The sequence below is a fragment of the Caulobacter sp. genome (assembly GCF_039596335.1).
GTDB lineage: Bacteria > Pseudomonadota > Alphaproteobacteria > Caulobacterales > Caulobacteraceae > Caulobacter.
Genome location: NZ_JBCNJZ010000006.1, coordinates 14,582 through 28,334, shown reverse-complemented (window position 1 = coordinate 28,334; position 13,753 = coordinate 14,582). Strand labels below are relative to the sequence as shown.

The following is a 13,753-nucleotide window of genomic DNA, read 5'->3' as shown; positions in this document are numbered from 1 at the left end:
TCGATCAACCTTGCGGAGCGCCCATGAGCGACGACAGCAGCCTCGCCAACCAACCTCCCGGCTACGTTCCCCCGGATGTCTGGACCTGGAACCCGGGGAACGGCGGCCAGTTCGCCAGCATCAACCGGCCGATTTCCGGGCCCACGCACGACAAGGTCCTGCCGGTCGGTCGACACCCCCTTCAGCTTTACTCGCTCGCCACCCCCAACGGGCAGAAGGTGACGATCATGCTGGAGGAACTGCTCGAGGCCGGACACAGCGGCGCCGAGTACGACGCCTGGATCATCGAGATCGGCAAGGGCGACCAGTTCGGTTCCGGTTTTGTCGGGATCAATCCCAACTCCAAGATCCCGGCCCTGGTGGATCGCTCGGTCACGCCCGAGATCACGCTCTTCGAAAGCGGATCCATCCTCATCTATCTGGCCGAGAAGTTTGGCGCCTTCCTGCCGACCGAACCCCACGCGCGCGCCAAGACCCTCAACTGGCTGATGTGGCAGATGGGGTCGGCGCCGTTCGTGGGCGGCGGCTTTGGCCACTTCTACGCCTATGCCCCCTTCAAGATCGAGTACGCGATCGATCGCTACGCGATGGAGACCAAGCGCCAGCTTCACGTGCTCGACACCCATCTGGCGACCAACGCCTATCTGGCCGGCGAGACCTATACGATCGCCGACATGGCCGCTTGGCCCTGGTACGGGGGCTTGCTGCGCGGCGTCTATGGCGCCGAGCAATTCCTCAGCCTGCAAGACTATCCCCACCTGGCCGACTGGACCGCGCGCGTGGCCAGCCGCCCCGCCGTCCGGCGCGGACAGATCGTCAACCGCGCCTGGGGCGGCCCCGAAACCTCCGTGCGAGAGCGGCACGAGGCTTCTGATTTCGACCCGATCCGCTGGTGATCCAGCCTCGGGCTTTCGCCCACATCTAGGAGGATCCCAATGATCGCCCGCCATCAGCGCGCCCGCCTCGCCGGGCGTCGGCCTTGCACGCCGCTTGGCAAGCAGGCCGCCCGCATGCTTGCCGCCCTCACCAGCGCCTCCCCCCGAGGAGACGCGCAATGAAGATCGGCGCCCCAAAGGAAGTCTATCCGGGCGAAGCTCGGGTCGCGCTGACGCCCGACAGCGCCCTGCAGCTTCGTAAACTGGGTCACGAGGCCCTGGTCGAGCGCGGCGCGGGGCTGGCGGCGGGCTTTACCGACGAGGCCTACCGCGCAGCCGGAGTGACGGTCGTTTCGGACGCCAAGGCGCTGTGGAGCCAGGCTGACGTGATCGCCAAGGTGCGGCCGCCCATAGAGGGCGAAATCGCGCATCTGTCGGCCGACAAGACGCTCATCTCCTTCTTCTACCCCGCCCAGAACGCCGACCATCTGGAGAAGGCGCGAACGACCGGCGCCACCCTGGTGGCCATGGACATGGTCCCGCGCATCAGCCGCGCCCAGAAGATGGACGCCCTGTCGTCGATGGCCAATATCGCCGGCTATCGGGCGGTCATCGAGGCGGGCGGCGCCTTTGGCCGCTTCTTCACCGGCCAGATCACCGCGGCCGGCAAGGTTCCGCCGGCCCAGGTGCTGGTGATCGGCGCCGGTGTTGCGGGCCTGGCGGCCATCGGCGCGGCGACCAGCCTGGGCGCCGTCGTCCACGCCTTCGACGTCCGCCCCGAAGTGGCCGAACAGATCGAATCCATGGGCGCCCAGTTCGTCTTCCTCGACTTCGAGGAAACCCAGGACGGCGCGGCGACGGGCGGCTACGCCGCCCCCTCCAGCCCGGAGTTTCGGGAAAAGCAGCTGAACAAGTTCCGCGAGCTGGCCCCAAACATCGACATCGTCATCACCACCGCCCTGATCCCCGGCCGCGACGCCCCCAAGCTTTGGCTGGCCGATATGGTCGCGGCGATGAAGCCCGGCTCGGTCGTCGTCGACCTGGCCGCCGAGCGTGGCGGCAACTGCGAACTGACGGTCCCCGACGAGCGCGTAGTCTCCGACAACGGCGTCACGATCATCGGCTACACAGACTATCCGAGCCGGATGGCCGCCCAGGCCTCCACGCTCTACGCCACCAATGTCCGTCACATGCTGGCCGACCTGACGCCGGCCAAGGACGGCGTGATCGTGCATGACATGGACGACGACGTCATCCGCAGCGCCACGATCACGCGCGACGGCGCGGTGACGTTCCCGCCGCCGCCGCTCAAGGTGCAGGCGATCGCGGCGCAGAAGCCCAAGGACAAGCCCCCAGAGCAGACGCCCGAAGAAAAGAAGGCGGCCGAGGCCAAACGCTTCAAGCAGCAGACGCGCGCCCAAGCCGGCGCGATCCTGGTCGGCGCGGCCGTGATCCTTCTGGCCGGGCTCATCGCGCCAGCCAGCTTCATGTCGCACCTGGTGGTGTTCGTGCTGGCCTGCTTCGTGGGCTTCCAGGTGATCTGGAAGGTCAGCCACAGCCTTCATACGCCCTTGATGGCGATCACCAACGCGGTGTCCTCGATCATCATTTTGGGGGCCCTGCTGCAGATCGGTTCCAGCGACTGGCTCGTCGTGACCCTGGCGGCCGCTTCGGTGTTCCTGGCCGGGATCAACATCTTCGGCGGCTTCCTCATCACCCGGCGCATGCTCGCCATGTTCCAGAAATCGTAAGGAGCGCTGGTGATGCAAACCGGCTTCACCGTCGCGGCCTATGTGGTCGCGGCCGTCCTCTTCATCCTCTCGCTCGGCGGCCTCTCGGCCCAGGAAAGCGCCAAGCGCGCTGTCTGGTACGGCATCTTCGGCATGGCCCTGGCGGTCGTGGCGACCCTGACGGCCATCACGCCCGCGGCCGCGCCCCTCAGCCTGGGCCTTCTGCTGGTCGGCGGGGCCGGCGCCTGGCTCGTGGCCAAGCGCGTGCAGATGACCGACATGCCCCAGCTGGTGGCGGCCATGCATTCGCTCGTGGGCCTGGCCGCCGTCCTGATCGGCTACAACACCCATCTTGAGATGGAGCGGGTCGCCGGTCTGGACCACGAGGCCGCCTCGGCCTTGGCTGGCTTCGCCGGCGTCATCGCGCACAAGACGTCCGCCGAGCTCGTCATGCTCCGGGGCGAAACCTTCATCGGCGTCTTCATCGGTGCGGTAACCTTCACCGGATCAGTGGTCGCGTTCGGCAAGCTCGCCGGCTGGATCGACGGCAAGGCCAAGAAACTGCCTGGTGGTCATCTGCTCAACGCAGCCGCCGCGATCATCGCCCTGGTCCTGCTGGTGGTCTATGTCCGCGGCGGATCAGCAAGCGCGCTCTACGGCATGACCCTGGCGGCCCTGTTCATCGGCTTCCACCTGATCCGCGGCATCGGCGGCGCGGACATGCCGGTCGTGGTCTCGATGCTCAACAGCTACTCCGGCTGGGCGGCTTCGGCGATCGGCTTTAGCCTCTCCAACGACCTGCTGATCGTCACCGGGGCGCTGGTGGGCTCGTCCGGGGCCATCCTGAGCTACATCATGTGCAAGGCGATGAACCGCTCCTTCGTCAGCGTCATTCTCGGCGGCTTCGGCACGAGCATGGGCCAGGCCATGGTGATCGAGGGCGAACAGATCGCCATCGACGCCGACGGCGTGGCCGCCGCCCTCAACGACGCCAACGACGTGATCATCGTGCCCGGCTACGGCATGGCCGTGGCCCAAGCCCAGCAGTCGGTCAGCGAACTGACCCGCAAGCTGCGCGCGGCCGGCAAGACCGTTCGCTTCGCCATCCACCCCGTGGCGGGCCGTCTTCCGGGTCACATGAACGTGCTGCTGGCCGAGGCCAAGGTGCCCTACGACATCGTCTTGGAGATGGAGGAGATCAACGACGATTTCCCGTCCACCGACGTCGTCATCGTCATCGGCTCCAACGACATCGTCAATCCCGCCGCCCAGGAGGACCCCAACAGCCCCATCGCCGGCATGCCCGTGCTCGAGGTCTGGAAAGCCCGCCAGGTGTTCGTCTCCAAGCGGGGTCAAGGAACGGGCTATTCGGGTATCGAAAACCCGCTGTTCTTCAAGGACAACACCCGGATGTTCTATGGCGACGCCAAGACGTCGATCGACAGCCTGCTGCCGATGATCACCTGACGCCGCAACCCGGCTCAAAGACCCAAACCAACGCGCGGCTCGGCGTCCATGATGCCGGGCCGTCTGCTTGCCGCCAACGGAGCGAGGTCAAGCGCAGGATCAGACCCCTGCCCAAGCACCTGGCGCTTCTCCTGAAGCCCTTGCCGGCCTGGAGGGTCACGGCGCTCAGCCCAGGGCAGGCCCCAGGTCGATGGGAACGCCGCGCCCGATCAACGCGACGGCGTCAAGGTCGAGCACCTCCATGCCGTCGCGTCGGGCAGGCGCCTCGATCAGATCGGCCTCATTGAAATCGCGACGGCCTGGCGCGGCCTCGGCAAACGCGTCCAACTGGTCGACCGACAGGATCGTCTTGGCGTCGATCCCCAGCAGATGGACGTCCTCGCCGAAGACCGCTCGCAAGCCGGTCTGGAACGCTCCGCCCGGCCCTGGCGGCATTCGCACCACGCCGCCGGGGGTTATGGCGACGACCATCATCGCCCGCAGGCCCGCCTGGGTCTCCACGAGCACCAGATCGGAGGCGTCCAGGTCAAGGAACCCAGGACGGTCTTGCCGCGCCTGCGCGATCGTTTGCGCGGTCTGACCAAAGCCCATTCCCCTGGCGAACGCCGCAAAGTGGCCAAGACCGACGCCGCGATGGAGCAGCATGTGCTCGGTTATCGTCGCGGCGCGTTCGCCATCTTCAGGATCGTCCACCCAGAGATAGGGCGTGGCGAGCCTGGGATTGTCGGCCACCGCCCAGCGCGTGGCGAGCGCATAGCGTTTGACCTGCAAGATCGCGCCGTCCGACATCACCTTGACGCGACGGGCTTGCGCGCGAGCCTGGTCAAGGGCGGCCCAAGGGCCGGCGCCGTTGTGGGACCCTTTCGCCTCGGCGATGGCGATCGATCCCTGACCTGGCGCCGGGGCGACGATCCAGTCTGGCAGGTCGCCCTTGCCGTCGCGATGGAAGGTCAGGTCTGGCCAGGCGTCCAGCGTGGCCAGATTGCCCTGGATCGGTTCGAAGAACTGAAAGCCGGCATGATGGGTAAGATACGCGCGGGCGACGAAGCGGCCGAACAGGCCCGACAGCGCCGTGCGGGTCTCCCGGATCTGCCCCAACTGCGCGACCCAGCGAAAGTCGTCGGTGGTGGAATCCAGCAGGTCGGTCATGAAGATGTCGAACGGCGAGGCCGACAGCTCCAGCTGGATGATTTCCCGCATCGCGGCGCCGGCGATCTGGCTCGTCGTCAACGAAAGCGTCTGGCCGCCCGACTGCAGGACGCCGTCCTCGAAATAGGCATGACTGAAGAACCGCTCCACGGTCAGCCCCAGTCCGTCTGGCCAAACTCCGCTTCGAACCATCGCTGGACATTGCCCATCACCGACGTGGTGGTCCGAAACTTCAAATAGCCGGGGTGGTTCGAACTCATCCACGCCCAAAAGGCAAAGAAGCTCAGGTAGGTCTGTTCGACTTGCCCCAGCCCGGCCTGATCTCGCCAGCTATGGCACAGCGATCGGACCGCCCGCTCGGCCTCGCCCTTGGTCATGACATCCCTCCTGACGCGCGCCCTGATCCTGCCGGGCGTCTACGTCCATTACGGACGTAGCCATTGGAGCTTGGCTTTCCCAGGGACTTGTCGCTCGCGGGCGCTGCCACCGTCGGGCGACGCACCGTTTCAAGATGGCCGCCTGGAGTCTTTCACAGCCCAACTACCAAGCCCCGCCTCTTGGCGTGTCTCTAGGCGCAGACATCGCCACCGGAGAGGCCCCTTGCCATCTAAGACCCCGCCCCACCCCGTCGACCAGCATGTCGGCGCGCGCATTCGCCTGCGCCGCCGGCTGATGAAGATCAGCCAGGCCAGGGTCGCCCAAGGTCTGGGTCTGACCTTCCAGCAGGTTCAGAAGTACGAGCGCGGGACCAACCGGATCAGCGCCTCGATGCTCTATGCGCTGGGCGGCCTTCTGGGTGTCGGCCCGGCCTGGTTCTTCGATGGTCTGCCGGCGACCGACAATGGTCTCGTCGTCGACCGCAGCCAGCTGGAGGCCGCCCGCGCCATCCAGGCCTTGATGTCCTCGCCCGACGGGCTGGCCATCGCTCAGTTGCTGTCGGGTCTTCAGGGCGATCGCCGCCGTCAGATCCTGGCCCTGATGGAGACCCTGGCCGACACGGAGGACGAGCGGAGGGTCGCCTAGGTCGAGCGCCCCCTTCGGCCACGAACGAAGGCGCGATCGGTGGCCATGAACCGGGCCACCATCGGCGCGACCAGGCGCGCCGGTTCGGCGGCCTTGCCGCCGCTCTCGGCCGCCAGGGCCTGGGCATAGGCGACGAGGTCGCGATGGACGGCCGCCGGCAGGTCCACGGTCACCTTGACGGGCGTTTCATCCTCCAGCGCTCCCAGCTTCAGTTTTCCGCCCATGGCGTCTTCCTTTCATCGACATAGGGTTCCAGGACCAGATCGCGATTAAGCAGCACGCGCAGCGGCGCCCCCGGCCGGATCGTCAGGGTCGGCGCCAGGTCCAGGCTCTTGCCGACCATCTGCTGGCCGACGGAGCTTGCGGTATCGGCCCCGGCCCGGCGCACCGCGCGGGCGAGATCGGACTCCTCGCTGGACGATCCTGCCTCCGCGCCGATCGCCAGCAGCGTGCTCAGACCCGCCGCCGCCAGCACCCGGCCGCCATGACGATCAACGCCGTCCTGCAGGCCCGCCATGCCTTGCTCGTCCGCGCCCGGCAGCTTGTCGAGCACGAGGGACTTGCCCGACGGCAGGAGAAGTCGCGTCCAGACCACGCGCAGCCGGCTCTGTCCGTTCTGGATGGCGGTCTCATAGTCCCCGACCAGGCGCGAGCCCTTCGGGATCAGCAGATAGCGCCGCCCCAGGCTATCGAAGACGTCCTGCGTGACCTGGGCGATCGCCAGGCCCGGAGCGTCCGAGCGCAGGCCGGTCACCAGCGCAGCCGGGATCGAGGTCCCCGCCTGCAGGATGTAGGGCGAGGCCGGCGCTTGAAGGCGCTCACCGCTCGTCGTGCGCGGATCGCCCGTCGGGCTCGGCGAGGCCGGCGAGACCGGCGATGCAGCGCCCATCGGTTCGGGGGCGACCGGCTCACGCCGCGTCGAGGCCGTCACGAAGAGAGCGCTCTGGATCGCGACCCGGCGGGCCTCAACCATCTGCTCGCGCCGAGTATCGACCGCGGCCGGATTTGTCGCCGCCTGGACCGGGACCGACGGTTCTGGCGGCGCCGTCGGATCGCCGGCGGCCCGGGCGCGGGCGGCGCTCAGCATCGGCCTGCCGAGGTCTCCAGGCAGCGGCGGTCCCAGGGGCGGCACGGCGGCCGGCCCGACATAGCCGCGCGGCAAGGCCGTCACCCGCTCGGGCGGCGGCGCGGTCGTGGTCGTTACCTGCGCCGGCGCGGCCTTTCGCCGCTCGGTCAACGACCAGCCCAGCGCCCCGGCGATACCTGCGATCAACACCGCGCCGACGATGATCAGGGCGCGGCGCGAGACCCTGGCGACCGGCGCCCCAGGCCCATGCAGGCGCAGGGTCTTGGCGATGGTCTTCTCGGCGTCTTCGGGTTCTTGGCTCATGGCCGGACCTCCGTGATCGGGGTTTGACGGGTCAGACGCACGGCTTTGGCGCGCTTCTTGGCGCCCAGCCGCAGCTCGGCCTGCTCGAACAGGCGCTCGGTGACCAGCCGGCCGCCTTCGACGTGGTAGTTGATCAGTTCTGCGGTCTTGCCGTCGGGCCCCAGGCGATAGAGCGGCGGCAGGTCGCTGACCTCGACGCCCGGGCCAAACTCGACGAACACCCGCCGTCCGTCGTCATAGACGCGCGTCGGACGCCAGAGCGGATGGTCGCCGCTGATCCGGTAGGCGGTGTTGAGCGGTCCTGGCGCGGGCGTCTCCTGCGGCGCGGCGGGCGGTGTGGGCGGCGCGATGAGCACCAGCGGCGCGGCCGCTTCGGGATAGAGCCAGGAGACCTGGGACAGCCAGGTCCGGCTCGAGGCGCGAAGCTCCAGGTGGTAGGTGCGCCGGTCGGTATTGATGATCAGGTTGGTGGCCAGCCCCGTGGCCGTGGGCTTGACCATGACATGGACCCGGCGCTGGGCGCCCTGGCCGCTGATGGTGTCGCCGATCACCCAGCGGGCGGTGTCTCCCGCCGCCACCGGTCCTGAGCCCACCAGGGCTTCGCCGGGCTCGAGCACGATGTCGGTGATGCGTCCTGGCGTGGCGATCACCGGGAAGACGGCGTCTTGGTCATAGGCGAAGCGCTTGGCGCCGCCAGGGACTTCCAGCTGGGCGGACGAGGGCGCGGCCAGGACCAGCCCCGGCGCGGTCAGGGCCAGCCACAGGCCAGCGACGGGGATAAGGCGAGGGTTGGTCATGCGCCAAACTCCTTGGACCAGGCGATGCCGGAGATGAAAACGCCCAGCGGATTGGCCCGAAGGCCCTCCGCGCTCGTTGGCGGCCGGATCGACAAGGTGAGGATGGCGGTCCAGCGCTCGGTCGCGGCCAGCTGCCCCTCGGCGTAGCGCTGCTCGGTCCAGGCGACACGGAAACTGCCGGGCGTAGCGCGCACCACGCTGGTCACGGTGACGACGACCTGGGCGCGGCCGACCTGGGCGAACGGGTCGCTTCGCCGGGCATAGTCCGACAGCGCCGCCGCGCCCGCCTGGTCGGTGAAGTCGTAGGCCCGAAGCCAGGCCTGGCGCATAAGCACCGGGTCGGTGGAAATGGCGCGCACGTCGGTGATGAAGCGGGCCAGGGTCCAGGCGATCATCGGATCCGTGGCCTTGGCGCCCTGGACGGCCGGCGCCACGATACGCGGCTCGCCCAGGCGGTCGACCTCGACCACCCAAGGCGTCACCGAGCCGCGGGCGGCCAGCCAGGCCAGCGAACCGCATAGCGCGGTGTTGGCCATCAGCAGGCCCAGCGCGGCCAGCCGCCAGTTGGCGGCCTGGACCCTGGCCGAGCCGATGCGCTCGTCCCAGGCTTGTCCTGCACGCTGGTAGGGGGTTTCCGGCGCGGGGGTCGCGCCATAGCGCGCCGCGCCCTTCAAGGGGTTCATCCTTAGTCCTCCTTCAGGCTGGGGGCGGCGTCGCCGCCGCTGTCATGGCCGCCGCCGATGGCGTGGGCGGCGATTTCCGCGCCGCGGGTCAGGGCGTGGCGATCGGCAAGCTCCCGGGCCCAGACCGGGGCCATCGGCGCGCCGCCGGCGCCCCCCTCCCCGCCACCGCTCTCGTCGTTGCCGGTCTTGGGCGGCGGCAGGGTGAAACCAGCGCCCCCGCCCCCGCCGTTGTCGCCGGGCGGCGGCAAACGCGGCGGGCCAGAGGGACCGCCGCCGTCGGGCGGCGGCAGGCGACCACCGGCAGCGCCCGCCGCCCCAGCCGCACCACCGCCGCCGACACCGCCGAACGACAGGCCCGAGACCGCGCCGGCCGCCATCTGGGCCGCGCCAGCCGCAGCCATGGCCATGCCGGCCACAGCCATCCCTGTGCCGACGGCCGCGCCGGCGCCCAGTTGCGGCGCTCCGGAGACCAGGCCCGAGGCGATGCCGGGACCAAAGATCGACAGGCCCAAAAGGGTCAGGGCCGCCAGGGCCATGGCCAGAGCTTCTTCGATGGTCGGCTGACCGGCGGCCTGGCTGGTGAAGTCGGAAAACAGGGTCGAGCCGATGCCGACGATCACCGCCAGCACCATCACCTTGACGCCCGAGGCCATGACGTTGCCCATGACCTTCTCGGCCAGGAACGCGGTACGGCCGAAGAGACCGAACGGGACGAGGACGAAGCCACAGAGGCTGACGAGCTTGAACTCGATCAAAACCACGAAGATCTGCACGGCGATGACGAAGAACGAGACGATCACGAGGAGCGCCACGATCAGCAGGATGAGGATCTGGACGATGTTCTCGAAAAAGCCGGGAAAGCCGCTCAGATCATTGGCCGACTGCAGGATCGGCTTGCAGGCCTCCAGCCCCAGCGCGGCCAGCTTGCCGGGCCGCAGGAAGTCCTCGGCTGAAGTTCCTACCCCGCCGGCCTTCAGGCCAAGACCCGAAAAGCTCGACAGCACGATACCGGTTAGGGTGTGGAAGTTGCTGATCAGGAAGGCGAAAAAGCCGACATAGAGGGTTTTCTTGACCAGCCGAGCGAGGATGTCCTCGCCGTGGGCCCAGGCCCAGAAGAGCGCGGCCAGGGTGACGTCGATGGCCACCAGGGTCGTCGACAGAAAAGCCACCTCTCCGCCGAGCAGTCCAAACCCGCTGTCGATGTAGCGGCCATAGGTGTCGAAGAAGCGGTCGATGACGCCGGTGTCGTTCATGGCCGGGCCTCACCGAAGAAGTGGGCCCGCGCCGCAGCCCAAGCCTCCTGGCAGGCCGCGTCTTCCTTGGCGGCCTCGCCAAGATCGCGGCAGCGTCCAAGCTCGGATCGACCGCGAGGATCAGCGACCTTCACCGGCGCGGAAGGCGTCGGCTCGTGCCGCCCCCGGACCGTGACCACCACCGCGCCGATCAGGACCCAGGCCGCGGCGCTCAGACCGACGGCCCACCTCATTGCGAGCCCGATCCCATGAACTTGGAAAAGCGCGCCTTGGCGTCGGCGCGAGCGGCGGCCTGGTCGGCGGCTTCCAGGGCCTGGGCGCGTCCTTGGGCGGCGGCCAGTGCGATGAGGTCGGCCAGCATCTGCGACTGCAGGGCCAGGAGCTGGTTGCCGGCCTGGGCGGCCTGCAGCCCGCCGACCGCGCCTTGGCTGGCGCCCACGAGGCTAGTGAGCTGGTCGCGGCTGGCGCCCAGGCCCTCCACAACGCCGGCCTGGAGCTTCAGGGCGTCCTGGAAGCCGGCCATGGCCGTCGTCCAGCGCGCATCGGCCCGGGCGGTCAGGTCCGCGTCGGAGGCCGACAGCGAAACCGCGCCATAGTTGGTGGTGAAGGCCTTCTGGATCGAAGCCACGTCATAGGCCAGGGCCTGGGCCTCACCCAGGAGCTGACGGGTCCGGTCGACCTGGGCCTGCAGGGTGGCCAGCGTCGAGTACGGCAGGCTCGCCAGGGTCTTGGCTTGGCCCAGCAGCATCTGGGCTTCGTTCTGCAGGGAGCTGATCTGGTTGTTGATGGTCTGCAGGGCGCGCGCGGCCTGCAGGACGTTCTGGGCGTAGTTGGTGGGATCGAAGACGACGATCCGGGCCTGGGCGAGCAGCGGCGCCAGCACCAGGCCGGCGGCCGCGGGCGCGGCCAGAAGCGCCGCCGCAAGGCGACGTCGGGAAAGGGTCATGGCAGGCTCTCCGGGAAGGAAGGGGAAGCGCCCGCCGCCCCCGAAGTCAGAAGGTCCCCCGCCCAAGGCAGGCCGCGCAGGTTCAGCCAGGCGGCCGCGAAGCCCTGCTTGCCCACCGCCTCGAGCACGGCCCCGATCGCGGTCTGGTCGGCCTTGGACGAGGCCGCGCAAAAGGCCAGGGCCACGGGGCCAAGCCCCAGGTCGAACAGGCGATCGCCGACCCGCGATTGCAGGTAGTAGTCGCGCGTGGGCGTGGCCCGGCTGAGGATCTCGATCTGGCGCGCGTTGAGCCCGAACCGGCCGTAGGCGGCCGCGCCCTGCGGCTCCATCGCTCGGGGATTGGGTAGGAAGATCCGGGTCGGGCAGCTTTCGACGATCGAGGCGGCGATGGGGCTGTCGACCACGTCCGCCAGCGACTGGGTGGCGAAGATCACCGAGGCGTTCTTCTTGCGCAGGGTCTTGAGCCATTCGCGCAGTTGCGTGCCGAAGGCCGGGTCGTCGAGCGCCAGCCAACCCTCGTCGATCAGGATCAGGGTCGGACGGCCATCCAGCCGGCGGCCGATGCGGTGGAAGAGGTAGGTCAGAACCGCAGGCGCCGCGGCGCTCCTGGCCAGGCCCTCGGTCTCGAACACCTGGACGTCGGCGCAGCCCAGCGCCTCGGCCGCGCCATCCAGCAGCCGGCCGAACGGTCCGCCCAGAACGAAGGGGCCCAGCGCCGCCTTCAGGGGCTGACTGGCCAGCAGAGCCACCAAACCGGTGAGCGTCCGCTCGCCGCTCGGCGCGCTGGCCAGGCTCCCCAGCGCCGTCCAGAGGTGATCGCGCACCGCCGGCGTGATCTCCACGCCCTCGCGCGCCAGCACCGCCGCCAGCCAGCCAGCCGCCCAGGCCCGCTCGTCGGGATCGTCGATACCCGCCAGGGGCTGGAGCGCCACTGCCCCGCCCTCGCCGGAGAGGTCGTGGAAGTCGCCGCCCATGCCCAGCGCTGCGGCGCGGCTGGAGGCGCCGAAGTCGAAGGCGAAGATCTGGCTTTGCGGATAGCGCCGAAACTGCAGGGCCAGGAGCGCCAGCAGCACGCTCTTGCCCGCGCCCGTCGGCCCGACCACCAGGGTGTGGCCGACATCGCCGACATGCAGGCTCAGGCGAAACGGCGTCGAGCCGGCCGTGCGGGCCAGGAGCAGCGGCGGCCCGTCGAGATGGGTGTTACGCTCGGGACCGGCCCAGACCGCCGACATCGGGGCGATGTGGGCCAAGTTCAGGGTCGAGAGCGGCGGCTGGCGGATGTTGGCGTAGGCGTGGCCAGGGATGGTCCCAAGCCAGGCTTCGACCGCATTGACGCTCTCGCGGATGACGGCGAAGTCGCGGGCCTGGATGACCTTCTCGACCAGGGCCAGCTTGGCCTCGGCGACCGCGGGGTCCTCATCCCACACCACCAGGGTCGCGGTGACATAGACATAGGCGACGGCGTCGCCGCCCAGATCCTGCAGAGCCAGATCCGCATCGACGGCCTTGTTGGCCGCGTCGTTGTCGACCAACGGCGACGGCTCCTGCGTCAGGGCCTCGCGCAAGAGCACCAGCACCGACTTGCGCTTGGCGAACCACTGGCGGCGGATCTTGCCCAGCAGCGCGGCCGCATCGGTCTTGTCCAGGCAGATCGCCCGGGTGCTCCAGCGGTAGGCGACGCCCAGGCGGTTGAGCTCGTCGAGCAAGCCCGGCGTCGTGGCGGCCGGAAAGCCGGTCAGGGTCAGGACACGAAGATGCGCCCGGCCAAGCCGCGGCTCCAGGCCGCCGGTCAACGGCTCGGTGGCCAAAAGCGCATCCAGCTGCATCGGTGTCTCGGGGACGGCGACACGCTGGCGCACCGTCGAGATCGCCCCGTGCAGGAAGCTCAGGGTCTCACCGTCCCCGAGCCAAGCGACCTTGGGCATCAGCCCATCGAGCAGGGCCAGCAACCGGTCGGACCGATCGATGAAGCCGGAGAGCTCGGCCCGCCAATTCAGGCCCGCTCCGGCCCTGCCCTCGACGAAGAGGCCTTCCACTCGGCCGCGGCGGTCGGCCGGCGGCAAATAGGTCAGGGTCAGGTAGTAGCGGCTTTCGAAGTGCTCGCCGGTCTCGACGAAGGCGGCCTTGCGCTCGGCCTCGACCAGGGTCGAGACCGGGTCTGGGAAGATGCTCTCGGGATAGGCGCCGACCGGATCGCGCCGGGCCTCGACGAACAGCGCCCAGCCCGAGCCGAGGCGCCGCAGCGCGCTGTTGAGCCGCGCGGCGACGGCGGCGACCTCGGCGTCGGTAGCGGAGTCGAGGTCCGGCCCACGAAACTCCGCGGTGCGCTGGAACGACCCGTCCTTGTTGAGCACCACGCCCGGCGCGACCAGGGCCGCCCAGGGCAGGAAGTCGGCCAGGCGTGCGGGCCGGCGGCGATATTCCCGAAGATCGAGCATGG

The 13,753-nt window shown here is 69.1% G+C and carries 14 protein-coding genes; 4 read left to right on the top strand and 10 right to left on the bottom strand.

Annotated elements, in window-relative coordinates; genetic code table 11:
* The first annotated feature begins 23 nt into the window (after nt 1–23).
* From yghU to ABDW31_RS13565, 3 genes are all read left to right on the top strand, one after another.
* Nucleotides 24–896, top strand: coding sequence for a glutathione-dependent disulfide-bond oxidoreductase (gene yghU, locus ABDW31_RS13575; protein ID WP_343698961.1), 873 nt, complete (start codon nt 24–26; stop codon nt 894–896).
* 158 nt (nt 897–1,054) lie between these two features.
* A complete protein-coding gene (locus ABDW31_RS13570) occupies nt 1,055–2,626 on the top strand; it encodes a Re/Si-specific NAD(P)(+) transhydrogenase subunit alpha (RefSeq protein WP_343698960.1) in 1,572 nt (523 codons plus the stop codon).
* A gap of 12 nt (nt 2,627–2,638) precedes the next feature.
* Nucleotides 2,639–4,072: an NAD(P)(+) transhydrogenase (Re/Si-specific) subunit beta gene (locus ABDW31_RS13565; protein ID WP_343698959.1), complete on the top strand. Its 1,434-nt coding sequence runs from the start codon at nt 2,639–2,641 to the stop codon at nt 4,070–4,072.
* A gap of 165 nt (nt 4,073–4,237) precedes the next feature.
* Here the strand turns inward: ABDW31_RS13565 and ABDW31_RS13560 are convergent, their stop codons facing one another.
* Nucleotides 4,238–5,371: a hypothetical protein gene (locus tag ABDW31_RS13560; protein ID WP_343698958.1), complete on the bottom strand. Its 1,134-nt coding sequence runs from the start codon at nt 5,369–5,371 to the stop codon at nt 4,238–4,240.
* Between the two features lie 2 nt (nt 5,372–5,373).
* Nucleotides 5,374–5,598, bottom strand: coding sequence for a hypothetical protein (locus tag ABDW31_RS13555; RefSeq protein WP_343698957.1), 225 nt, complete (start codon nt 5,596–5,598; stop codon nt 5,374–5,376).
* 223 nt (nt 5,599–5,821) lie between these two features.
* On the opposite strand from ABDW31_RS13555, the gene ABDW31_RS13550 reads away from it, so the two are divergent.
* Nucleotides 5,822–6,244 (top strand): helix-turn-helix domain-containing protein, encoded by a 423-nt coding sequence (locus ABDW31_RS13550; protein WP_343698956.1) that lies wholly within the window; start codon nt 5,822–5,824, stop codon nt 6,242–6,244.
* Here ABDW31_RS13550 and ABDW31_RS13545 read toward each other — a convergent pair.
* From ABDW31_RS13545 to trbE, 8 genes are read right to left on the bottom strand one after another with little or no spacing between them, the layout of a single operon-like run.
* Nucleotides 6,241–6,468: a DUF2274 domain-containing protein gene (locus ABDW31_RS13545; RefSeq protein WP_343698955.1), complete on the bottom strand. Its 228-nt coding sequence runs from the start codon at nt 6,466–6,468 to the stop codon at nt 6,241–6,243. The genes ABDW31_RS13550 and ABDW31_RS13545 overlap by 4 nt on opposite strands.
* A complete protein-coding gene (locus ABDW31_RS13540; RefSeq protein ID WP_343698954.1) occupies nt 6,453–7,634 on the bottom strand; it encodes a TrbI/VirB10 family protein in 1,182 nt (393 codons plus the stop codon). Before ABDW31_RS13540 ends, ABDW31_RS13545 begins: the two co-directional genes overlap by 16 nt.
* A complete protein-coding gene (trbG, locus tag ABDW31_RS13535; protein WP_343698953.1) occupies nt 7,631–8,431 on the bottom strand; it encodes a P-type conjugative transfer protein TrbG in 801 nt (266 codons plus the stop codon). The genes ABDW31_RS13540 and trbG overlap by 4 nt, the downstream gene beginning before the upstream one ends.
* Nucleotides 8,428–9,114 (bottom strand): conjugal transfer protein TrbF, encoded by a 687-nt coding sequence (gene trbF, locus ABDW31_RS13530; protein WP_343698952.1) that lies wholly within the window; start codon nt 9,112–9,114, stop codon nt 8,428–8,430. The genes trbG and trbF overlap by 4 nt, the downstream gene beginning before the upstream one ends.
* A gap of 2 nt (nt 9,115–9,116) precedes the next feature.
* Nucleotides 9,117–10,367 carry a P-type conjugative transfer protein TrbL gene (gene trbL, locus ABDW31_RS13525; protein ID WP_343698951.1) on the bottom strand — a complete coding sequence of 417 codons (1,251 nt, stop codon included), beginning with the start codon at nt 10,365–10,367 and terminating at the stop codon, nt 9,117–9,119.
* Complete coding sequence (gene trbK-alt, locus ABDW31_RS13520) at nt 10,364–10,600, bottom strand: putative entry exclusion protein TrbK-alt (RefSeq protein WP_343698950.1); 237 nt, start codon at nt 10,598–10,600, stop codon at nt 10,364–10,366. The genes trbL and trbK-alt overlap by 4 nt, the downstream gene beginning before the upstream one ends.
* A complete protein-coding gene (gene trbJ, locus ABDW31_RS13515; protein WP_343698949.1) occupies nt 10,597–11,313 on the bottom strand; it encodes a P-type conjugative transfer protein TrbJ in 717 nt (238 codons plus the stop codon). Before trbJ ends, trbK-alt begins: the two co-directional genes overlap by 4 nt.
* A complete protein-coding gene (gene trbE, locus ABDW31_RS13510; RefSeq protein ID WP_343698948.1) occupies nt 11,310–13,751 on the bottom strand; it encodes a conjugal transfer protein TrbE in 2,442 nt (813 codons plus the stop codon). Before trbE ends, trbJ begins: the two co-directional genes overlap by 4 nt.
* Nucleotides 13,752–13,753: the final 2 nt, after the last annotated feature.

Excerpts from the sequence above, each read along its gene's own strand:
- yghU (WP_343698961.1), top strand. The coding sequence starts at position 24 with ATGAGCGACGACAGCAGCCTCGCCAACCAACCTCCCGGCTACGTTCCC.
- ABDW31_RS13570 (WP_343698960.1), top strand. The coding sequence starts at position 1,055 with ATGAAGATCGGCGCCCCAAAGGAAGTCTATCCGGGCGAAGCTCGGGTC.
- ABDW31_RS13565 (WP_343698959.1), top strand. The coding sequence starts at position 2,639 with ATGCAAACCGGCTTCACCGTCGCGGCCTATGTGGTCGCGGCCGTCCTC.
- ABDW31_RS13555 (WP_343698957.1), bottom strand. The coding sequence starts at position 5,598 with ATGACCAAGGGCGAGGCCGAGCGGGCGGTCCGATCGCTGTGCCATAGC.
- ABDW31_RS13545 (WP_343698955.1), bottom strand. The coding sequence starts at position 6,468 with ATGGGCGGAAAACTGAAGCTGGGAGCGCTGGAGGATGAAACGCCCGTC.
- ABDW31_RS13540 (WP_343698954.1), bottom strand. The coding sequence starts at position 7,634 with ATGAGCCAAGAACCCGAAGACGCCGAGAAGACCATCGCCAAGACCCTG.
- trbG (WP_343698953.1), bottom strand. The coding sequence starts at position 8,431 with ATGACCAACCCTCGCCTTATCCCCGTCGCTGGCCTGTGGCTGGCCCTG.
- trbF (WP_343698952.1), bottom strand. The coding sequence starts at position 9,114 with ATGAACCCCTTGAAGGGCGCGGCGCGCTATGGCGCGACCCCCGCGCCG.
- trbL (WP_343698951.1), bottom strand. The coding sequence starts at position 10,367 with ATGAACGACACCGGCGTCATCGACCGCTTCTTCGACACCTATGGCCGC.
- trbK-alt (WP_343698950.1), bottom strand. The coding sequence starts at position 10,600 with ATGAGGTGGGCCGTCGGTCTGAGCGCCGCGGCCTGGGTCCTGATCGGC.
- trbJ (WP_343698949.1), bottom strand. The coding sequence starts at position 11,313 with ATGACCCTTTCCCGACGTCGCCTTGCGGCGGCGCTTCTGGCCGCGCCC.
- trbE (WP_343698948.1), bottom strand. The coding sequence starts at position 13,751 with ATGCTCGATCTTCGGGAATATCGCCGCCGGCCCGCACGCCTGGCCGAC.